19 protein-coding genes are annotated in these 19,862 nt (G+C 69.5%); 2 read left to right on the forward strand and 17 right to left on the reverse strand.

Annotated features, from left to right (window positions below):
* Window positions 1-47 precede the first annotated feature (47 nt).
* The gene (gene cysS / locus TF1_RS11035) at window positions 48-1,448 is read right to left on the reverse strand and encodes a cysteine--tRNA ligase (protein ID WP_011290659.1); all 1,401 of its coding nucleotides are present in this window, start codon (window positions 1,446-1,448) and stop codon (window positions 48-50) included.
* 543 nt (window positions 1,449-1,991) lie between these two features.
* On the opposite strand from cysS, the gene TF1_RS11040 reads away from it, so the two are divergent.
* The gene (locus TF1_RS11040) at window positions 1,992-3,203 is read left to right on the forward strand and encodes a hypothetical protein (RefSeq protein ID WP_255266174.1); all 1,212 of its coding nucleotides are present in this window, start codon (window positions 1,992-1,994) and stop codon (window positions 3,201-3,203) included.
* Between the two features lie 47 nt (window positions 3,204-3,250).
* On the opposite strand, the gene TF1_RS11045 is transcribed toward TF1_RS11040, so the two are convergent.
* The 3 genes from TF1_RS11045 to TF1_RS15905 form a co-directional block, all read right to left on the reverse strand.
* On the reverse strand, window positions 3,251-5,074 hold the full coding sequence (locus tag TF1_RS11045) for an acyl-CoA dehydrogenase (RefSeq protein WP_011290657.1): 1,824 nt from the start codon (window positions 5,072-5,074) through the stop codon (window positions 3,251-3,253).
* 114 nt (window positions 5,075-5,188) lie between these two features.
* A complete protein-coding gene (locus tag TF1_RS11050) occupies window positions 5,189-5,710 on the reverse strand; it encodes a hypothetical protein (protein WP_016188063.1) in 522 nt (173 codons plus the stop codon).
* Window positions 5,711-5,950: 240 nt separating this feature from the next.
* A complete protein-coding gene (locus TF1_RS15905; RefSeq protein ID WP_081430382.1) occupies window positions 5,951-6,334 on the reverse strand; it encodes a nuclear transport factor 2 family protein in 384 nt (127 codons plus the stop codon).
* Window positions 6,335-6,622: 288 nt separating this feature from the next.
* On the opposite strand from TF1_RS15905, the gene TF1_RS11060 reads away from it, so the two are divergent.
* Window positions 6,623-9,457 carry an AfsR/SARP family transcriptional regulator gene (locus tag TF1_RS11060; protein WP_255266173.1) on the forward strand — a complete coding sequence of 945 codons (2,835 nt, stop codon included), beginning with the start codon at window positions 6,623-6,625 and terminating at the stop codon, window positions 9,455-9,457.
* Window positions 9,458-9,662: 205 nt separating this feature from the next.
* On the opposite strand, the gene TF1_RS11065 is transcribed toward TF1_RS11060, so the two are convergent.
* From TF1_RS11065 to TF1_RS11100, 13 genes are all read right to left on the reverse strand, one after another.
* A complete protein-coding gene (locus TF1_RS11065; RefSeq protein WP_061783869.1) occupies window positions 9,663-10,937 on the reverse strand; it encodes a YcaO-like family protein in 1,275 nt (424 codons plus the stop codon).
* Complete coding sequence (gene lanKC, locus TF1_RS11070) at window positions 10,934-13,501, reverse strand: class III lanthionine synthetase LanKC (protein WP_082797714.1); 2,568 nt, start codon at window positions 13,499-13,501, stop codon at window positions 10,934-10,936. The genes TF1_RS11065 and lanKC overlap by 4 nt, the downstream gene beginning before the upstream one ends.
* A gap of 53 nt (window positions 13,502-13,554) precedes the next feature.
* A complete protein-coding gene (gene mpaP, locus TF1_RS11075) occupies window positions 13,555-15,222 on the reverse strand; it encodes a daptide biosynthesis intramembrane metalloprotease (protein ID WP_061783870.1) in 1,668 nt (555 codons plus the stop codon).
* Window positions 15,219-15,965, reverse strand: a complete 747-nt coding sequence (locus tag TF1_RS11080) for an ABC transporter permease (RefSeq protein ID WP_061783871.1) — start codon at window positions 15,963-15,965, stop codon at window positions 15,219-15,221. Before TF1_RS11080 ends, mpaP begins: the two co-directional genes overlap by 4 nt.
* Window positions 15,958-16,692 (reverse strand): ABC transporter ATP-binding protein, encoded by a 735-nt coding sequence (locus tag TF1_RS11085; RefSeq protein ID WP_061783872.1) that lies wholly within the window; start codon window positions 16,690-16,692, stop codon window positions 15,958-15,960. The genes TF1_RS11080 and TF1_RS11085 overlap by 8 nt, the downstream gene beginning before the upstream one ends.
* On the reverse strand, window positions 16,689-16,871 hold the full coding sequence (locus TF1_RS11090) for a hypothetical protein (protein ID WP_061783873.1): 183 nt from the start codon (window positions 16,869-16,871) through the stop codon (window positions 16,689-16,691). The genes TF1_RS11085 and TF1_RS11090 overlap by 4 nt, the downstream gene beginning before the upstream one ends.
* A 150-nt stretch (window positions 16,872-17,021) precedes the next feature.
* Window positions 17,022-17,174 (reverse strand): daptide-type RiPP, encoded by a 153-nt coding sequence (locus TF1_RS16260; RefSeq protein ID WP_169803317.1) that lies wholly within the window; start codon window positions 17,172-17,174, stop codon window positions 17,022-17,024.
* Window positions 17,175-17,235: 61 nt separating this feature from the next.
* Complete coding sequence (locus TF1_RS16265; RefSeq protein WP_169803318.1) at window positions 17,236-17,403, reverse strand: daptide-type RiPP; 168 nt, start codon at window positions 17,401-17,403, stop codon at window positions 17,236-17,238.
* 61 nt (window positions 17,404-17,464) lie between these two features.
* On the reverse strand, window positions 17,465-17,611 hold the full coding sequence (locus TF1_RS16270) for a daptide-type RiPP (RefSeq protein ID WP_169803319.1): 147 nt from the start codon (window positions 17,609-17,611) through the stop codon (window positions 17,465-17,467).
* A 66-nt stretch (window positions 17,612-17,677) separates the two neighbouring features.
* Window positions 17,678-17,830, reverse strand: a complete 153-nt coding sequence (locus TF1_RS16275) for a daptide-type RiPP (protein WP_169803320.1) — start codon at window positions 17,828-17,830, stop codon at window positions 17,678-17,680.
* Window positions 17,831-17,896: 66 nt separating this feature from the next.
* Window positions 17,897-18,040, reverse strand: coding sequence for a daptide-type RiPP (locus tag TF1_RS16280; protein ID WP_169803321.1), 144 nt, complete (start codon window positions 18,038-18,040; stop codon window positions 17,897-17,899).
* Between the two features lie 48 nt (window positions 18,041-18,088).
* Window positions 18,089-19,306, reverse strand: coding sequence for a daptide-type RiPP biosynthesis dehydogenase (gene mpaC, locus TF1_RS11095; protein WP_061783874.1), 1,218 nt, complete (start codon window positions 19,304-19,306; stop codon window positions 18,089-18,091).
* A partial coding sequence (locus TF1_RS11100) for an aminotransferase class III-fold pyridoxal phosphate-dependent enzyme (protein WP_156482504.1) occupies window positions 19,303-19,862 on the reverse strand: 560 nt, incomplete at its 5' end. The genes mpaC and TF1_RS11100, both read right to left, overlap by 4 nt.

Raw genomic sequence — 19,862 nt, forward strand, 5'->3', positions numbered from 1 at the left:
GCTAGGCAGTCCCCTGGCAGGGGTGCTCGCCGTCGGAACCTGGTGTCTTAGCTGCGCTTCAGTTCCCAGCGCGGTCCCTGAGGCGTGTCCTCTACGGCGATCCCCATCTCGGCGAGCTGGTCGCGGATCCGGTCGGCGGTGGCGTAGTCCTTGCGTTTGCGGGCCTCCTGGCGCTGCTCCAGCACCACCGACACCAGCGAGTCGACCACGTCGTGCAGGCCGGAGTCGTCCGATCCCGCCCACTGGGGGGACAGCGGGTCCAGGCCGAGGACCGCGAGCATGGCCCGCAGCCGGGCCCCGATCTGGGCGGCGCGTTCCTTGGCGCCTTCCGCAAGTGCAGAGTTGCCTTCCCGCACGTGGTTGTGGGCCACAGCCAGCGCTTGGGGGACGCCCAGGTCGTCGTCGAGGGCGGCGGCGAACTCTTCGGGCACGGGGACGTCGTCGGGGATCGGTCCGGCGATCTCGTTGACCCGCACCAGGAAGTTCTCCAGGCGCTGGTAGGCGCTGGCGGCCTCGCGCAGCGACTCCTCGGAGTAGTCCAGGTTGGAGCGGTAGTGGGCCTGGCCGAGGTAGTAGCGCAGCTCCACCGGGCGGACCCGCCGGGTGATCTCGGGAATCAGCAGCGAGTTGCCGAGCGACTTGCTCATCTTCTCGCCGCCGGTGGTGAGCAGGCCGTTGTGCAGCCAGTAGCGAGCGAAACCGTCCCCGGCCGCTCGGGACTGGGCCGACTCGTTCTCGTGGTGGGGGAAGACCAGGTCGACGCCGCCGCCGTGGATGTCGAACGTGGGGCCGAGGTATTTGGTGGCCATCGCCGAGCACTCCAAGTGCCAGCCGGGACGGCCGGGCCCCCACGGGGTGGGCCACGACGGCTCCCCGGGACGGGCGCCCTTCCACAGGGCGAAGTCGCGGGGGTCGCGTTTGGCGCGCGCGTCACCGTCCTCTGCGGCGCGCATCTCTTCGAGGCGCTGGTTGGACAGCGACCCGTACTCGGCGTAGGAGGTGACGTCGAAGTACACGTCACCGGAGCCGTCCTCGGCCACGTAAGCGTGCCCGCGGTCGATGAGCCGCCGCATCAGTTCGATCATTTCCGGGATGTGCCCGGTGGCGCGCGGCTCCACCGTGGGCGGCAGGCAGCCCAGGGTGTCGTAGGCCTCAGCGAAAGCGCGGTAGTTGCGTTCGCTGACCTCCCACCACTGCACGCCTTCGGACGCGGCGACGTTGAGAATCTTGTCGTCGATGTCGGTGACGTTGCGGCAGAAGATGACCCGGTAGCCGCGGTACATCAGCCAGCGGCGGAGGATGTCGAAGCTGACGCCCGAGCGGATGTGCCCGATGTGCGGGGGAGCCTGCACGGTGGCACCACACAGGTACAGCGAGACACATCCCTCACGCAGCGGGACGAAGTCACGGACCTGACGGGTTCGGGTGTCGTAGAAGCGCAGACTCACGGGGTTAAGGTTAGCCGCTTTCCGACCGTCTCGGCGATCGCACTGGTCTTCCCCTGCGGAATTCGTGGTAATGCCGACTGCCGCACAGTGCCGCAGGGCTGCACTGCCCCCTCTGTCCGTTCTGCCGCGGCGCCAAGAGACTGTCGGGATCCGGGCCGGGCGCCCGGCGTCGGGTTGCGGCGTTCCGTTTTTCGCTCACATGCGGGCACACAATTCGCTGATTGGTCCGGTCTGCGGGACGCGTGCCACGGGCGGGGCGGGAGGGGGAGGCACTCGTGCACTCCTGCTTCCGACCCTAGACCTGGCCCTGCCGTACCGGCTTTCCCTGCCTGCGGCCGACTGGTGTGCGCGGGGAACAGCGCCGTGGCGTGTGACAGCGGACACGGTCCTGTCCTGCCGTTTTCGGCCAGAAGCCTCGTCCGAGCAGCGCATCCTGGGTTAGCCTGCCGCACGATGGCAGCTCAATCCTCCCGATCGTCCCGCACACCCCGTCGCCCGGCTCCGCCCGCGACGGGCACGTCGTCGCGCGTAGCCGTGATCGCGATGGCCGTGCTCTGCGTCACCGCGATCGCTGCGTGCGCCATTCTGCTGTCCTACAACGGCATCTTCCAGATCGCCCTGCGCGGTGGTGTAACCGGCTGGGCGGCGCACCTGTACCCGGGGATGTTCATCCTGCTGCTGTTGATGGCGTTCTGGGCCATCTACCTGCTCCGGGATGCCCCGCGGCGCCGCCGGATCTGGGTGGACCTCCTGGTCCTGGCGATGATCCTGGCCGCGGCGGGCGCCAGTGCGCTCCACTCGCTCCACTACGAGCTGGTGGAGTGGGCCGCCACTCTCGTCGTCGCGGGCGGTCCGTGGCTGGCGCTGCTGATCTCGTTCCGGCTGCTGCTGTGGATTGTCGCGCAGGTCCGGGGCGAACGCGTCGCCGTGGCGGGAGAGCCCGCAGCCGAGGAGCCGGCAGCCGGTCCCGCACCGGACAGCCCAGCGGCCCCGGCCGTGGAAGAGGAGCCGGTGGCGGTAGACAGCGGTTCTCCGGCAGAACCCCCCACTGAGCCGCTCGCGGTGCTCCCGCGCACGGAGACGTCTCCCGCCGCGACGGCAGCGCCGTCCAGCAGCGAGGAGACAGCCCCACTGGTGTCTTCGACCCCTGCGCCGCGCCCTGCGGCAGCCGACATCTCCGCGGAAGCGGACCTGGGCGACGACACGGTCCGCCCGGCCCCGGCAGAGCAGTCCACCGCCCCGCCCGAGCCTGACCATGCCGCGGATGAGCGGGGAAGCCTACCGAAACGCGTCCCCCCGGCTGAGGGCAGCGCGATCCGTCGGGCCGCAGAACCCTCGGACCGTCCCCCCGCTGCGGTTGCGGACGAGCCTGCGGAGCTGTCCGCCGGCAGTGCCGTGGACGCGGAGCTCGACGACGCGGACTGGGAGAGCATCACCGACGCGGAGGACGACTGGGAGACCGGTGACACTCCGCTCGCCGACGATCCCAGCGAGGATGAGACGCACTCCGAGCCCGCGGAGGTCGCTGCTGCGCCGCAGGCCGCCCCACGCTCTTCGGCTGCTGGTGCGCCACACCCCGTATCCCGGGAGGAGGCCGCCGCGGACGATGCGGCTTCCGTGCCGGAGCAGTCGCCCCCGCCCGCACCGCGGCTTCGGCGCCGCCCTATCGTGCTCCGGCCCCGGCGGAGCAGTCCTCCGCCGCTGCGCCCGCCCTCCAGTGAGGTGCGGAGCAGCCCGACACCGCCGGAAGAGTGAAACGGCGGGGGCCGTACGGCCCCCGCCGTTGGTGCATGCGGGCTGCTTTAGAAGGCCTCCTCCGGCAGGTCCATCAGGTCGAGCGTGGTGCGCTCCGCGATCGCACGCTCCACGGACAGCCGGGGCAGGACCTGGTCGGCGAAGAACCGGGCCGCCGCGATCTTGCCGAGGTAGAAGTTCCGGTCGTTGTCGTCGGCACCGTCGATGCGGGCCAGCGCGATCTCGGCCTGGCGCAGCAGCAGCCAGCCGAGGACCAGGTCGCCCAGGGAGAGCAGCAGGCGGGTGGTGTTGAGGCCCACCTTGTAGATTTCGCGGGGCTCCTCCATGGAGCGCATCGCGTTGCCGACCATGCTCTCCACCATCGCCTGAACGTCCGCGGCCGCCTGGGCAAGGAGGGCGCACTCGTTCTTGAGCTGGCCGTTGCCGGGGTCGCTCTTGGCGAACTCCTGGATCTCACCCATGAGCTTGCCCAGCGCCTGGCCGTTGTTCTTCACGATCTTGCGGAAGAACAGGTCCATGCCCTGGATAGCGGTGGTGCCCTCGTAGAGGGTGTCGATCTTGGAGTCCCGGATGTACTGCTCGATCGGGTAGTCCTGCAGGTAGCCGGAGCCGCCCAGCGTCTGCAGGGACTCGGCGAGCAGCGCGTACGAGCGTTCCGAGCCCACGCCCTTGACCAGCGGCAGCAGCAGGTCGTTCATGGCCTCGTACTCGGCGGGGTCCTCGCCGCGGGCGGTGGCGATCTGGACTGCGTCCTGGAAGGTGGCGGTGTAGAGGACCAGGGCGCGCATCGCCTCGGCGTAGGACTTCTGCAGCATCAGGCTGCGGCGCACGTCCGGGTGGTGGGTGATGGTGACCCGGGGGGCGGTCTTGTCGGCCTGCTGGGTGAGGTCGGCGCCTTGGACGCGTTCCTTGGCGTAGGCCAGCGCGTTGAGGTAGCCGGTGGACAGGGTGGCGATGGCCTTGGTGCCGACCATCATCCGGGCGTACTCGATGATGAGGAACATCTGCCGGATGCCGTCGTGCTTGTCCCCGACGAGGTAGCCGATGGCCGGGTGCTTGGCGCCGAAGGTCAGCTCGCAGGTGGTGGAGACCTTCAGGCCCATCTTCTCTTCCACGTTGGTGACGTAGACGCCGTTGCGCTCACCCAGCGAGCCGTCCTCGTTGACCAGGTACTTGGGGACGAGGAACAGCGACAGGCCCTTGGTGCCGGGGCCGTGGCCCTCGGGGCGGGCGAGGACGAGGTGGAAGATGTTCTCGGCCATGTCGTGCTCGGCCGAGGTGATGAAGCGCTTGACCCCTTCGATGTGCCAGGTGCCGTCGGGCTGCTTGATCGCCTTGGTGCGGCCGGCGCCCACGTCGGAGCCCGCGTCGGGCTCGGTGAGGACCATGGTGGCGCCCCAGCCGCGCTCGATCGCCAGTTTGGCGAACTTCTTCTGCTGCTCGTTGCCCTCCTGCCACAGCACGTGGGCGAAGCCGGGGCCCGCCGAGTACATGTGCACGGCGGGGTTGGCGCCGAGGATCATTTCGGCTACCGCCCACACCAAGGAGCGGGGGGCGCCGCTGCCGCCCAGCTCGGGGGGCAGGTCCAGGCGGTACCACTCGGCGTCCATGTAGGCCTGGTAGGACTTCTTGAAGCTTTCCGGGATGGTGACCGAGTGGGTCTTAGGGTCGAAGACCGGCGGATTGCGGTCGGCGTCCGCGAAGGACTCCGCCAGAACTCCCGTGGCCAGCCGGTTGACTTCGGCCAGGATGTCACGGGCGGTGTCCTCATCGAAGTCCTCGAAGGGACCGGAGCCCATGATCTCCTGACGGTTGAACACCTCGAACAGGTTGAACTCGAGGTCCCGGAGGTTGCTCTTGTAGTGCGTCATGCCCGCGCTCCGCTGTGTCACTACCGCTGCTCACACAGCGATCTACTGACTGGTAACAAAATCAATGTTACTACCCAGTAGAAGTCTCGGGCCAGGGTGCCGAGAGTGACAGCCCTATGACCCGATCGACATCACGCGGATGATCGCATCCAGCATTGCCCCGACCTCAGGCAGCGGCCCTTCGCCCAAGTCGAGGCTGCGGCCGTCCCGGGTCCAGCGGATCAGCCGCGTCCGCGGCTCGGTACTGCTGCCCCGGAACGTGCGGTCGGCTTCCAGCACGTAGAAGTCCGGGTCCCCCGGGCCGTGGAACGGGTCGTTGTCCCGGATCCCGCATACCAGGTACGCCTCCCCCGGACGCATCGGCTGCGGCAGCACGACAACGGCCGCCTCCAACGTGCCGCGAACCGTGAAAATCGTGGTCAGCCCTGCCGAAGAGAGCCGCTGCTCTGCAGGGAGCGCGTCCCCGGTGCGCTGCCACGCGCCACGTAACCCTTCGGCGAGCTGCCGGTCACGGGCCAACGTGAAGAACCGGGGGCCGAGGTGGAACGTGATCGCGCGCAACACGACGTTGGTGAACTCGTGGTGGTGGCGCCGGGGCGTATCCCCCTCCCGGCGCAGCACCTGCCTCGCACGCATACCTGCTCCTCCCAGCGAAGCGCCTGGAAACCATTGTCCTCCCTGGCAGCGGAGCAGTAAGAAGCCTCCCAAGCGGCCACACGCCGGGAACACGCCCGCCCCACCCGTTTCCAGGCGGGGCATTCCCGAGAACGCCGCTGTCTTTCCCCGCTTTCTTCCCTGGTGAGAAGTCCGTCAGAAAGCCCGAAGAAGCGTGACGCCTTCGGCAGGCATCAGAACGCCAGGAACGGTGCCGCAGCGCTATTCCCTACTCGCGTCGTAAAACCTGCGCCAGGAAATCAGCAGACCACAATCAGAGATTGTAAAAATATCAACGAAATCTTTCTCGGCCTCGTTGCCGTCCTGGAAGACGCCCGTCACGGCCATATCCACGCCTTCCGCGATGACCCCGCGCACCCGGTGCCTGCCCGTCCCGCAGGCCCCGGCCGCCAGCGCGACTCCCCCTTCCCGGCCGCGGACGGCCGACATCCCGGGAAACCGCACGTGAACGTGTTCGTCCAGCAGAGAAGCACATCCGTCCTGGTCACCGCGGTCCAGATAGAGGTAGAGGAGCCGTGCATGCTCGACTCCGACCACGGTGACGCGAGCGCTGGGTGAAAGAGCGCGTCCTCCAGAGCGATACAAGCGGTCCTCCTTAGCTCGCGACGCCGCACAGCATCCGCCATCCGCTCCATCACTATTGCGAACAGCGCAATTGCCGGACTATCGCGCGGCTATCCCGTCTGAACCGCCCTCGGCGGCCGAAAGTGGACAATACAAAAAGTGAACCAGAAAGCGCTCTTTGTGATATAAATCCGTGAACATCACAAGTGTTACCTATTAGACCACTTATTCAACTTTTATCCGATCTGGGGGTAAGCGATCGGCACCGTTCCTGAAATCCCAGGCGAGCACCCGCCCGTGATTTTCCGGGTGCTCGGTCCTCTCCAGGTCGAAGGCCCGTCCGGCCCCATCCGCATCCCGCCCGGACGCCAGCGGATCGTGCTCGCCGCCCTGCTCCTCGAAGTCAACCGGCAGGTCTCCACCGACTACCTCGTCGACGCCATCTGGGAGCACGACCCTCCCGAAACCGCGCGCACCCAAGTCCAGATCTGCGTCTCCCGCCTCCGCCGCCTCCTCGCCCCCACCGGCGCCGCCATCGAAACCCGCACCCCCAACTACCTGCTGCGCGTCAACCCCCTGACCGTGGACGCGCAGGTCTACTCCCAGCGGGTCGACGAAGCACGGGACCTCAGCAACCATGGGCGGATCAGCGAAGCCGCAGCCCTGCTCCGCTCCGCGGCCGGACTGTGGAACGGCCCCGCCCTGGACGGCGTCCCCAGCCGGGTCCTGCGGGCCAAAGCCGCCCGGCTCGACGAAGACCGGCTCACCACGATCGAGACCTACCTCGACCTCGAACTCCAACTGGGCCGCCACAGCCAGTTGATCGGCGAGATCACCGAACTCGTCGAACAACACCCGCTCCGGGAACGGCTGCGCTCCCAGCTCATGCTGGCGCTGTACCGGTCCGGACGCCAAGCCGAAGCCCTCGAGGTGTACCGGACCGGCCGGGAACTGCTCATCAAAGAACTCGGCTTGGAACCCGGAGACGAACTGCGCTCCCTCGAAGCAGCCATCCTCGCGGGCGACCCTGCCCTGCGCCCCGCCGACCCCCCGGCGCCCGCTGCCCCGCCCGAACCCCCGCCGTCCTCCCCCACCCGCGGCGTCACCCCCTACCAGCTCCCCACCGACACCGCCGACTTCGTGGGCCGCACCGAAGCCCTTGAAACCATCCGGACGACCCTGCTGAACAGCGACGGCGCCGTCGGCGTCGCTGTCCTGCTGGGCCGGCCCGGCGTCGGCAAAAGCGCCACCGCCGTGCACGCCGCCCACCAACTCGCCGCCGACCACTACCCGGACGGCCAGCTCTACTGCGACCTGCGGGCCAGCCGCGGCGCCCCGCTCCCGCCCTCCGACATCCTCGGCCGGTTCCTGCGCGCCCTCGGCGTCCCCGGTCAAGCCATCCCCGACGACCCCGACGAGCGGGCCGTAATGTACCGCGGGCTGCTCGCCACCCGCCGCGTCCTCGTCGTCCTCGACGACGCCGTCTCCGAAAGCCAAGTCCTCCCGCTCATCCCCGGCGGCCGCGGCTGCGGAGTCATCATCACCTCCCGCTCCCGGCTCACCGGCATCCCCGGAGCCACCCTGGTGGAACTCGACATCCTCAGCGGCGACCAGTCCCTGGAACTCCTCTCCCGGGTCGTGGGCGCGAAGCGGATCAACGCCGAACCCGAAGCCGCCCGGGCCCTCGTCCGCTCCGTGGGACGGCTGCCGCTCGCCCTGCGGATCGTGGCGGCCCGTCTCGCCGCCCGCCCTCACTGGACCCTCGCCTCCATGGTCGGGCGGCTCGCCGACGAACGCCACAACCTCGACGAACTCGAACACGGCGACATGACCGTGCGGGCCAGCCTGTCCCTGACCTACGACGGGCTCGACCCGCGCAGCGCCCGCGTCTTCCGGCTGCTCGGCCTCGTCGACGGGCCGACCATCCCCTGCTGGACCGCCGGAGCACTCCTCGACGATGCCCGCCCGTTCCCCTCCGACCTGGTCGACCCACTGGTCGACGCGCAGATGCTCGACGTGACCGGGGTCGACACTGCAGGGGAACCCACCTACCGGTTCCACGACCTGACCCGCGGCTTCTCCTGGGAACGGCTGGTCGCGGAAGAAGACGACGCCGACCGCCGCGCCGCCAGCGAGCGCCTGGCAGGCGGCTGGCTGGCCCTGGTCGACGAAGCCAACCGGCGGATGATGGGCGGCACCTTCCTCCAGCTGCGCGGGGACGCGCTGCGCTGGCACCTGCCGCGCCACTACCGCGACCGGCTGCTCTCCGACCCCGCCGCCTGGCTGGAGAGCGAACGCGCGAACCTGGGTTCGGCCGTCGCCCAAGCAGCAGAAGCGGGACTGGACGGCCACTGCTGGGAACTGGTGACCGGGTTCGCCATGTTCCTGGAACGCCGCGGCTACTTCGACGACTTCGACGAACTCCACTCCCGCGCGGTGCGCGCGGTGCAGGCAGCGGGTAACCGGCGGGGCGCCGCAGCCCTCGCCTACTCCTCAGTCACCCGGCTGCTCCACCAGCGCCGCCACAAGGAAGCGCGCACCGTCCTGAACCGTACGCTCGCCGAGTTCATCGACCTGGGCGACGGCTTGGGGCAGGCGCTGTGCCAGCGCCACCTGGCCTACCTGGCGTCCCTGTCCGGCGACGACCAGACCGCCCGCGAACTGTGCGAAAAAGCGCTGGCCGGCTTCTCGGCAGCCGACGACCTGGGCGGCCGGTGGCGCACCCTCATGCTCCTCGGCCATCTGCGGATCCGCGCAGGGGAAACGGAGGCCGGACTCGCAGACCTGGATGCGGCCCGCCACTACGCGGAACTGACGGGAGACCCGCGCGCCCGGGCCCAAGTGCTGCGCCGGCTTGCCCAAGCGGCGCTGCACCGGGGCGAACGGGACGCCGCACTGGACCAGTTGCAGACCGCTTTGGAGCTGGTCAGCGGCTTGGACGATCCGATCGGTGAAGCTCTCCTGCTGTACGAGTTGGGCCTGCTCCACCTCGCCGAAGGGAAACGGGACGCGGCACGCGGCCTGCTGGAGCGGGCCTTGCGCATCCGCGAACAGCTCAACGACAGCGCCGGTATCCGCGAGATTGCCTCGGTGCTGGACACGCTGCGGGACCAGGCTCCGGTGCCGGACCGCGCCGCCCGGTAGCGCCCCGGGCGCGGCCGGGTCAGCAGACTTCCCACGGGTCGCTGGAGCGGGCACCGGTAGCGACGATGACGGCCGGGTTCGTGGTCAGCATGGGAACCTCCTCACCAGGTGTTCCGCTTTGCGGTGGTGATTCCACTGTGGAATAACCGGCCGTCACCGGGCTATCGCCGGGCTATCCCCACCCTTCTCTGCGGTCCGGCGCTGGTCACGGCAGCGGATGCGGCGGCGCGTCGTCGTCCGCCGTGCGGCGGGCGGCCAGTCCGGTGCGCTCCACCGCTGAGGCCAGCCGCGCCCGATTCCAACTCCACGTGTGGCGTTCATCCATGCGCAACTGCTGGTAGCCCACCGGGACGACCTTGAGGGCGTGCCACCCCATGGCGCGCAGCGGCTCGGGCAGGCGCGCCGCCAAGTCCACGACCAGCGGGTCGCCGCCGTCAGCGAGAACCGCCGCGACCAGCTCCTCGGTGCCCACCCCTGGCGTCCACGCGACCTGTGCCGCGTCCCCGTCGCAGCCGGCCAGCCACTCGCGTACCGCCGCAGCCCCGGCAGGCGAAGCGAGGTAGGCGATCCGGTCGTCCTCGTCCACGATCTCCTCGGCCGCGACCGGGCGTACCCCGGATTCCCGTGCCCGGAGCAGCACGGAGCGCACCTGCCAGGCTTCCTGGAACGCGCCGAGCGCCGCCTCCCAGGGGCGGTCGGACGCTTTGCAGCCGATCGCGGCCAGGTCGCCGTCCGCGTCGTCCAGCCCGCCCACACAGCACCACACCGCGGGATGGGCGGTGGGCAGTACGACCAGGAACGGGGTCATCCCCTCACGGCGCGCCCGCTGCCACAACTCTCCCAGGGCCCGGCGGGAGCGCTCACCATCCCCGCCGGGAGCGGCAAGGGCCGCCGGGTCGGCGACCCGGTAGGCCCGCAGACCGCGCTGCCAGGCCACCATCACCGCGTCGCGTTCCACCACTTCCAGCAGCGCGGCGCGCAACGCCATCTCCCAGCCGAGCCCGGAAGCAGCCCCCGAAGGCCCCGGGTCGAAGTAGGCGCTTTCCCGCGGATCGCACGGCCAGTCCACGAGCGGAGCAGGAACCATCACCTTGGCGCCGTCGCGCAGCCGCCGTGCCGGATACCAGTGCAGTTCCAGGTCGGCGGCGTGCGGCGCGCCGAGCGCAACCTCGGGACGGTGGAACTCCACGGCCGGCGCGGGCAAGCCGGTGCGGCGCCCCCGCACTGGTCCGGCGGCGCGCCCCGGGTGCAGGGCGAACCGTTCCACTGCTTCGCCTGCGCCGCGGACCAGCGCGTCGTTCCGGGCCAGCCCGCACGCACCCACCATCCGGGCGGACAAGGGCAGGCTGTTGTCGTCGGGGCCGGGGGAACGCAACTCCACTCCCGCAGTCCACAGCGGGTCGCGGGGGGTGGGCGGTTGCAGTCCGAAAACGCGGGCGATCCCCCCGGCCGGCCCTAGGGTCCGAGTGACGTCGATCATGCCGGGACCAGTCCTTTCTGCTCGGACACGCCGCCTCCTGCGAGCGCGGGCGCCGAATCGTCGAGGAACGGCAGCGGGCACGGACGGCCTTCCACCACCGTGTGCAGGGCCAGCACCACCCCGGAGGTTCCCGTGGCCAAGTCGGTGGAGAGCCGCAGACTCTGGTCACCGAGCAGCAGCAGGCCGGAGCCGACCCGCACCGCGTCCCACCCGAAAGCCGACAGGTGCTGGTCGATCAAGGCCACCGGCCGGTCGGACGGCCACTGGTCGACCAGGGCCAGCAGGGTCCCGGCACGTCCGTTGAACAGTCCGGGGAAGGACGACAGCTGCCGGGCAGCGGACCGCAGCAGCATCCGCCGCATCCGGTCAAGCTCCGGGTCGGGGCGGTGCCGCAGCAGGACCCGCAGCGCCAAAGCCATTCCGGGGCCGCCGCTCAGCCCGGCAGGACAGGCCAGCGCGCCCTCATCGACACCGGGCGGGATCACGGCCGCCACGTCGGCGCGGAGAGCCCGTTCGGCGGCGTCGAGCAGCTCCTCGCCTCCCCCGCCCTGCTCGTACAGCCGGGTCAGGAACAGCGCCTGCCCTGCCCCGCCGTGCAACAGTCCGACACGCCGCGCCGGGGTGCCTTCCACCAGCCACGGCCGGGCCACGTGGACACCGAGTTCCGCGGCACGCTCCAGAGCCCCGTCGCAGTCAGAGAAGTGCAGCAGTGCGAGGCCCAGTCCGGACAGACCGTCCAGCAGGCTGGCGTTGACGTGGTCGCGCGGACAGTCCCAGGCTGCGGCGAGCAGTTCGCGGGCCGTTTCCGGGCGGCCGATCCGGTCCAGGGCGTAAGCGATACCGCTGAGACCGTCGTAGAAGCCGGGCCCCATGCCCTCAACGTCGCGGACCCGGTCCACCAGCCAGCGCACATGCTCCTCCGGGACAGGCTGGCCGACCGTGTCCAGCGCCCACAGCACTCCTGCTGCGCCGTAGCCGAAGCCCAGTCCGGCACCGGGGGTGAGGAACTGGCGGATGTCCCCGGGGTAGAGCCGGTCCTCCCGTCCGGGGGTGGCAGCCTCTCGGATCCCGGACGTCAACGCGGTGGCAAGGGTCGGCCACGTCTGCCGGGTCGGGGCAGGCCACAGCGGTTCCGCGGGCCGCTTCACCGGCGGGGCGGACGGTCCCAGCCCTTCGCGGATCCGCGCCACATAGTCGTCCGGCAGCGGGAAACGCTCAGTCACCAAGCCGATGATCTGCTGGTATTTGTCTTCTCCCCAGCTGATGACATGGGTGAAGGGGACGAAGAGGCCGAGCCGCAGGCAGGCCAGCGCGAACAGGTCGACGTCGGGTCCGGCCATGTCCGGGGGTGCGGAGTAGCCGAGGGCGCCCATGGCCTGGCGCGCGCCAGAGTCGGCCGGGGAGGCGGTTTCCAAGTCGATGAAGACGATCGAATCGTCGGGGCGGACCAGGATGTTGCCGGGATGCAGGTCACCGAAGGCGATACCCCGGTCGTGCATGCCGCGGACTCCCTGTTCCACCTGGTCCATGATGTGCAGCGCCCACCGGGTGTAGTCGGCGTACCGTGTCGGGTCCGTGTCGCCTACGAGCAGGGGGTTGCGCTGCGCCACGACATGGTTGAGCGGAATACCGGGCACGTACTCGCGGGCCAGGAAGAGGTGCTCGTGCCCGCGGCGGTAGTCGATCAGCCGAGGCACGTGGGGCAGGTCGGCCAGCGTCTCCAGCGCCCACCGCTCCTGTTCCAAGCGGGTAGCGGCGTCCACCCTGTTGTTGTCCAGTCCGGCCATGGGCCGGGCCTCTTTGAGGAGCACGTCCTCGCCAGTGCGGATGTCGCGGGCCAGGTAGACCCCGCCACCGTTGGAGAAGTGCAGGGCCTTGTAGGGGCGGAACGGGAAGTCGCGAAGGGTTCCGGCCCGGCGCTGTGCGAGCGCCTCGTCCAGGAAGGAAGGCACTTCCACCCAGTCGGGGACCCGGAATCCGGGGCGGCGCTCGTCGGGGACGAGATTCCCGTCCGGGTCGCGTAGGCACGGCACCAGTTCCCCCGTGGGGGACGGGCCCATCATGAGGGTGAACCCTCCGTAGCGCACGTACAGCGGACCGGACCGCCACCGCAGGTCGCTGAGGATGTAGGGGCCGGGCGCGCCGCCGATCAGCTCGTCCAGTTCGCAGAGGATGCGTTCCAAGTGCGCCTCGTCGCGCGGGTAGATGGTGATGAACTTGCCGCTGGCGCTGCGGTCCCCGTACTTGCTGTTGCGGCGCTGCAGGACACGGAGGCTGCGGATGAACTTAAACATGATGCGCCGTTCCACGCAGTAGTCGAAGACAGTCCGCAGCAGCTCTTCCGCGTTGTCGAGGGTGGCTGAGACGTGCACCTTCCACCCCTGTTCGGGTATTCCGGGGTCCGGTGGGGTGAACACCGCCCACTCGCTGCCCAGGCTCCGCTCCCACCCTTCGGGGAGGTCGCCGTGGACCAGGGAAAAGTCGTTCTCGGAAGATTCGGCCGGCGGTTTCTCGTAGAAGTGGCCTGCGGTCAGGCAGAACTCGAGGTAGCGGAAATCGAGCACGGAGGTCTCCTCGTCGATCGGGGGTGGGGGTCTCGGGAAGGGGGACAGCAGAGTCACCAGTCCAGGAGCGGAACGAGGTAGCTGCGGTAGAGGAACTCCCACAGCGGCAGGTCGGCAAGGTGGACGCGGGCGATCCCGAACTGGTGCGGGGGAAGGTCGGTGACGCGGATCTCGTAGCCGACGGCGGGCACGCGGACCTCAGGATCGAGGGTGATGGGGACGAACGCGGCGAGGGGAGCGGTGGTCTCCGCCCCGGTGGAGGACTCCACTACGGCCGCGCCGACCTGTGTTTCCACGACCATGCCGCCTTGGATGAGCTCGACCTGCTGCCCTGCGGCCACCTCGCCCGTCGCGGGGTCGGTGAGCAGCACCAGTTCAGCGCGGTCACCGTCCACGACGTAGGCGCCGGTCGCACTGCACGGGACGGGAAGCAGCAAAGCCAGTGCTGCGGCACCGCCGAGCAGGACGCTGCCTAAGGCGATCCGCCAAGGCCGGGCGCCGGTGCGACGAGCCTGACGGATGAGCCGCCGCACCCCGCGGAACACGGCGTAGCCCAAGAAGCCCAGGCCGCACACCACCAGGGTGATGCCCACGGCCCCGACCCGGTGGAACAGGTCAAACCAGAGAGCCAGCGCAGTGGTCACCAGATAGACGGGGAAGGCCATGCAGGCCAGGCCGAACGGGACCGACCACCAGCGGCCCAGCCCCGGCTCGCGCCGCCCGCCGAAGAGGATCCGGGCCAGGAACGCCCGGGCCTCAGCCATGGCCCGGTCCCGCAGGTAGGGCAGGTCGAGGTGGCTCATCAGGGCGAGGTAGCCGTCCAGTTTCACAAACGGGATGAGGTTGAGCAGCCCGGCTGCGTAGGCGACCACGGAGAACACCAGGATTCCAGCGCGGACGTCGGGGTGGTCGACGACGAAAGCGGTGAACGCTGCTGCCCCCGCGATCACGGCCTGCGTGGCTATACCGGCGAGGGCTACCCGCACCCGGTGTTCGCGGCGCAGCCGCCAGCCGTCGGAGACGTCGCAGAAGAACGCGGGCGCCAGATAGAACAGCATCACCCCGATCCGGGTGGGACGGCCGCCGTAGTAGGTGAGGGTCACCCCGTGCCCGAGCTCGTGCAGGGAGGTGGAGGCGAGGAACGCTGCCACCACGCCCGCGTAGACGCCGAGCGGCAGCGGCTCGCCCATGGCTCGACCGAGGTCGGCGGCCTGGGCTGCGAGGGCGAGCACGCCGCCCAGCGCGACCGCGGCTGCCAGGGTGGCGGTGACCCGGTTGGCCGCGGCGACGATGAGCGGGCGCAGCCACTGCAGCAGCCGCTCCGGCCGGACCAGGGTGAACTGGACGGTCATCGGGGGGACGAACACGACCCAGGGGGTCCGCCGCAGGACGCGGCCGTCGTCCAGCAGGCCGCGTTCGTGGAGGCTGCGGACAGCGGAGTGGACGTTCTCGGCGGTCCACGGGCGGCCGAGCCGGTCAGCGAGCCCTGCCGCGTCGGTCTGCCCGTCCAGGGCCTGCATCAGGCGGGCCACGTCGGCACCGATCCGGAAGTAGCGGCTGCCGCGCTGGACCACCCAGTGGGCTTCGCCGTCGGCGGGCGGGTGGACGACCACGTCCTCGGCGAGGCGCGGCCGCTCCGGAACGGACTGGGAGGTGTCGGACGGGGCCGGGCGGGTAGCGGCGGTGCGCCGGCCGGCCCCGGGGAGGGTGTGCGTCGTCATGTGATGTCCCTCGTACGGAGAAGCTGGTAGCCGGCCGCGCCCGTCGCCACGATCCATCCACCGATCACGGCCAGGGCAGCGGGCACGGAGAGCAGTTCAGGTTTGCCATCCAGGTAGACCGAGCTCATCGCGATGGTGAGCAGGTACTTGGCCACTTCGGGGACCGCGCGCAGCAGGTAGGGCTCCAGCCCCAGGGTGAGCAGGACGATGATGAGGACCGAAGCGACCTGGTGGCGGACAACCCAGCCGAGGGCCACTCCCCAGCAGGTACCGAGAGCGGTTACCGCGAACACGCCCAGCGCGGTCTGCCAGCCCACCGTGGTCCACTCGGGGGAGAAGTCAGCGAACGTCGGGATGAAGACGAGGGGGGAGAGCAGGGCCGCTCCGGCAGCGACCAGGCCGAACAGCACCCCCATAACGGTGCCGACGATCATCTTGGCGGCGAACAGGCGCCCTCGGCCGCCGCTGAGCAGGACCGAGCGGCTGATCGTACCGGTGTGGTATTCGCCTGCCACGAACACCGCGCCGAACAAGGTGGAGAACAGGTGCATGGTCATCCAGGCCCTGATGACCTCTTCGGTGACCGAAGCGCGGACTTGGGTGGTGACGGCCGCGGTGTCCTCCACGCTGGTGGCGTATCCGTACGCCACGGTCACGCCGAACAGGATGCCGCCGCCTAGCAGGTAGAGCCAGCTCCGCCCGGTGAGGGCCTTCCTCCCTTCAGCGAGCAGTACGTTAAACATGGACTACTCCCTTCGTTTCAGTGCCGATCAGCTCGAAGAAGCGCTCCTCCAGGCGGTCGCCGCTCTCGCGGACCAGGTCCTTAAGCGGACCGGCGTAACGCAGGGTGCGCTGGATAATCACGACGTCGTCGACGGTCTGCTCAACTTCGGAGAGCAGGTGGCTGGAGATGAGGATGGTGCGCCCTTCGTCAGCGAGAGAGCGGAGGAAGCCGCGCAGCCAGCGGATACCGTCCGGGTCGAGGCCGTTGACGGGCTCGTCGAGGATGAGGAACTCAGGGTCGGCCAGCAGAGCGCAGGCGAGGGCGTGCCGCTGCCGCATCCCCGTGGAGTAGTCCTTCACCCGCCGGTTGGAGCGGCCGTCCAAGCCCACCAGTTCCAGCACTTCGTCCACCCGGGAGTCGGGAAGTCCGAGCATCCGTGCCCAGATCCGCAGGTCGCGGTGGCCGCGCACAGTGGGGAACGAGTTGACGCCGTCCATGCTGACCCCGACCCGGTGGGCTGCCCGGTCGAGGCGGTGGTAGGGGGCGCCGAAGACTGTGGCTTCGCCTTCGGTGGGTCGGACCAGGCCGAGCAGGATGCGCATCGACGTGGTCTTGCCTGCCCCGTTGCTGCCGAGGAGGCCGGTGATGCGGCCGGGGCGGACGTCGAAAGTGAGGTCTTCGACTGCCGTGGTGGAGCCGAACCGCTTGGTGACTCCGCGGAATCGGGCAACAGCGTCCTGGCTCACTGCTGCCCCCTCTGGAGGTTGGTGCGGAACTTGGCTCCGATGAGGGCGGCAGCCACCGTGGTGACGGCGATGGCGGCGATCCGCGCGGTGCCGTCCAGGAACAGGACGCTGGCCGCGGTGAGTCCAGCGCAGACGGCGAGGATTCCGGTCAGGTTGGTGTTCGAGTCGAACCAGGACATGGTCTCTCCGTTTCGTCGTGGGGGTCGTCGGGGGTGAGGGGGCCGCCCCGGCCCCACGTCCCGACGCTGGTGCATCGGGGAAGTGTGGGGCCGGTGAAGGCGGCTACCTGGGGGGCGGAACTGTGTCCGCTGTTGGATGGGTGGACGGTTTTAGGTGAGGGTGGTGGCGAAGGAGGCGCTGATCACGGCGCTGAGAGCGGCTCCGGTCCAGAAGCCGGGCGCCTCCATGGCTTCCAGCTCCTGCATCTCCAGCTCCAGCGCAACCTCGGACGGCTCAACGAGCTGCTCAACGCTGTTCTTCATCGGCGATTCCTTCCTTTCGTTGCTTTGTTCGGATGGGACTCAGGGACTCGGGAGGAGCGGATCAGGTGACGGTGAAGCCGATGGAAGCGGCGATGCTGGTCAGCGCAGCGCTAGCCACGGCACCGCTGACCGTCGCCCACCCCGGCGCCTCCATGGCTTCCAGCTCCTGCATCTCCAGCTCCAGCGCAACCTCGGACAGCTCAACGAGCTGCTCAACGCTGTTCTTCATCGGCGATTCCTTCCTTTCGTTGCTTTGTTCGGATGGGACTCAGGGACTCGGGAGGAGCGGATCAGGTGAGGGCGATGCCGATGGAAGCGGCGATGCTGATGATCACGGCGTTGGTCCACGCGCCGGGCGCTTCCATGGCCTCCAGCTCCTGCATCTCCAGCTCCACGACATCGGTGGACTGGACGAGCTGCTCGACATTGCTGTTCATCGGCGATTCCTTCCTTTCGTTCTTTCGTTTCAGCTGGCCGAGGACTCAGGGACTCGGGGGAGCGGATCAGGTGAGGCTGATGGCGAAGGAGGTGCTGATCAGAGCGCCGACACCGGCTCCGGTCCAGAAGCCGGGCGCCTCCATCGCTTCCAGCTCCTGCATCTCCAGCTCCAGCGCAACCTCGGACGGCTCAACGAGCTGCTCTGCGGTGTTCGTCATCGGCGATTCCTTCCTTTCGTTCTTTCGTTTCGGCTGGCTGAGGACTCAGGGACTCGGGGGAGCGGATCAGGTGAGGCTGATGGCGAAGGAGGTGCTGATCAGAGCGCCGACACCGGCTCCGGTCCAGAAGCCGGGCGCCTCCATGGCTTCCAGCTCCTGCATCTCCAGCTCCAGCGCGACCTCGTTGGGCTGCGGAGTGATGTCCTGCATCCGTGCTCCTTTCGTGTTTCTCGGTTTTCTCGGTGGTCCGCCGCCCGGTCAGGCGACGGAAGTCTGTGGTGTGCCGGGCGCGAGGGCTCTGTCGGCCACGGCGTCGGCAAGCAGTTGGCGGATCTCGGCTTGGGTAAGGCCCCCGAGCACGGGGAGTCCTGCACCCCACGCGTGGACGGCGCGGGCCGCCACCGTGTCGAGCTGGGCGGGGTCGGCGGTGATCCGGTGGTCGATCTGCCAGCGTTCGATGAGCGCAGCGATCCCTTCCGCCGGGTCGTCGGGCAGGCCGGGCGAGTTCTCTGCCAACCGCTGCCAGATCCGGACCAGCCGCGGAGCGGAGCCGATCCTGTGGTCCCCGTCAGCGATACGGCGCCACAGCGGCGGCAGCAGGGCGGCGATGGCGGGCATCTTGCGCAGCGACAGCTCCCAGGAGAGTTCGTTGGCGATCGCCCAGCCTTTGACCGCGTAGGGTTTGCGGCCCGCGTGGAGGTCTCCGAGCTGGCTGCGGCCGCTCAGTTCAGCGATCCGCAGCCGTATCTGAGGGCTGATCGGCTCGCCGCGGCGGCGCAGGCGGTTCACTTCGTCGCCGAGCCGCACCAGTTCGGCGGCGACAGCTTCGACCAGGGTGTCCTGTTCCGGCAGGTCGGCGTGGTCCCCGATGTAGGGGCTCACGGTGCGGAAGAGGGCTTCGAGCGTGCCTTCCGCGACCAGCTCGACCGGCAGGGTCTCGGTCGCCAACGGGTCGAGCACTGCCGCGTCTGGGCGGAGGCACAGTCCGCTGATGATCCGTTTGCCTTCGGGGTAGACCAGGCAGGCCACTGCGCTCAGCTCGGTGCCGGTGCCCAGCGTGGTGGGGATGGCGAGCAGCGGTGTCCTCCGCTCGACCGTGACCGGGAGGATGATGGTGCCGCTGCGCTGCGCGACGGTCAGCCGACCGCGGGCCTTGGGGTTGCCGCACAGGGTCGCGGCCAGTTTCACCTGGTCGATGACGGACCCACCGCCCACTCCGACCACCAGGTCGCAGTCGGCGAACCGGTCTGCGAGTCGGAGGACGGAGTCGAGGTTTCCGGCGTCGGGGAGGACGAAGAACCGGACCTGCACGCCTGCCGCGACGATCCGTGCCCGCACGGTGGCGAGGATCGGGGTGTCGGTGAGGGTCTGGTCGGTGACCAGGGCGACCGTTGTGGCGCCCTTCTGCCGCAGCCATTCGGTCAGGTGGCCGCAGCCGTACATGGGCCGGGGCGGGGCGGTGGGCAGGAGAGTCATGCGATCGCCTCCGCGGGGGTCGCGGCCTGTTCGGCCTCGTGGTGGGCAAGGATTCCGCGGCGGACGCAGTCCAGCAGTTCAGCCAGTTCAGCGTCGCTGTAGGTGAGTGCCGGGACGAGCTGCACCCCTGAGGGGCCGGGGTGGACGATCGCTCCTGCGTCGCGGATTGCGGCGACGAGGGCGGGCACCCGGTGCTGCGGGAGCGGTGCGCCGGAGGCGTCCGCGATGCGCAGCGAGCGGAAGCAGCCGACCCCGGTGGTGCCGATGATCTGCGGCATTTCTGCCATGAGCTCCGCGATACCGGCACCCAGTTTTTCGCCGAGCGCTTGGCCTGCGGCGACAGCGTCCAGTCGGCGCATTTCAGCGATGGTTGCGCTGATCGCCGCACAGGTGAGGGGGGTGGCGCCTTGGGTCTCGGCGTGGGAGAGCACCGCGTCGTGTTCGGTGAAGGCGTCCGCGACACGCTGGGAGACGATGACGGCCGAGGCCGGGCAGGTGCCGTTGGTGAGCCCTTTCGAAGTGATCAGCAGGTCAGGCTGTTCCGGCCAGCGCTGGG

The sequence above is a fragment of the Thermobifida fusca NBRC 14071 = JCM 3263 genome, from assembly GCF_001592045.1.
Classification (GTDB): domain Bacteria; phylum Actinomycetota; class Actinomycetes; order Streptosporangiales; family Streptosporangiaceae; genus Thermobifida; species Thermobifida fusca.

Coding starts and splice junctions, on each gene's coding strand:
- TF1_RS11040 (WP_255266174.1), top strand. CDS start 1,992: ATGGCCGTGCTCTGCGTCACCGCGATCGCTGCGTGCGCCATTCTGCTG.
- TF1_RS11045 (WP_011290657.1), bottom strand. CDS start 5,074: ATGACGCACTACAAGAGCAACCTCCGGGACCTCGAGTTCAACCTGTTC.
- TF1_RS11050 (WP_016188063.1), bottom strand. CDS start 5,710: ATGCGTGCGAGGCAGGTGCTGCGCCGGGAGGGGGATACGCCCCGGCGC.
- TF1_RS11065 (WP_061783869.1), bottom strand. CDS start 10,937: ATGATCGACGTCACTCGGACCCTAGGGCCGGCCGGGGGGATCGCCCGC.
- mpaP (WP_061783870.1), bottom strand. CDS start 15,222: ATGACGACGCACACCCTCCCCGGGGCCGGCCGGCGCACCGCCGCTACC.
- TF1_RS11080 (WP_061783871.1), bottom strand. CDS start 15,965: ATGTTTAACGTACTGCTCGCTGAAGGGAGGAAGGCCCTCACCGGGCGG.
- TF1_RS11090 (WP_061783873.1), bottom strand. CDS start 16,871: ATGTCCTGGTTCGACTCGAACACCAACCTGACCGGAATCCTCGCCGTC.
- TF1_RS16260 (WP_169803317.1), bottom strand. CDS start 17,174: ATGAAGAACAGCGTTGAGCAGCTCGTTGAGCCGTCCGAGGTTGCGCTG.
- TF1_RS16265 (WP_169803318.1), bottom strand. CDS start 17,403: ATGAAGAACAGCGTTGAGCAGCTCGTTGAGCTGTCCGAGGTTGCGCTG.
- TF1_RS16270 (WP_169803319.1), bottom strand. CDS start 17,611: ATGAACAGCAATGTCGAGCAGCTCGTCCAGTCCACCGATGTCGTGGAG.
- TF1_RS16275 (WP_169803320.1), bottom strand. CDS start 17,830: ATGACGAACACCGCAGAGCAGCTCGTTGAGCCGTCCGAGGTTGCGCTG.
- TF1_RS16280 (WP_169803321.1), bottom strand. CDS start 18,040: ATGCAGGACATCACTCCGCAGCCCAACGAGGTCGCGCTGGAGCTGGAG.
- mpaC (WP_061783874.1), bottom strand. CDS start 19,306: ATGACTCTCCTGCCCACCGCCCCGCCCCGGCCCATGTACGGCTGCGGC.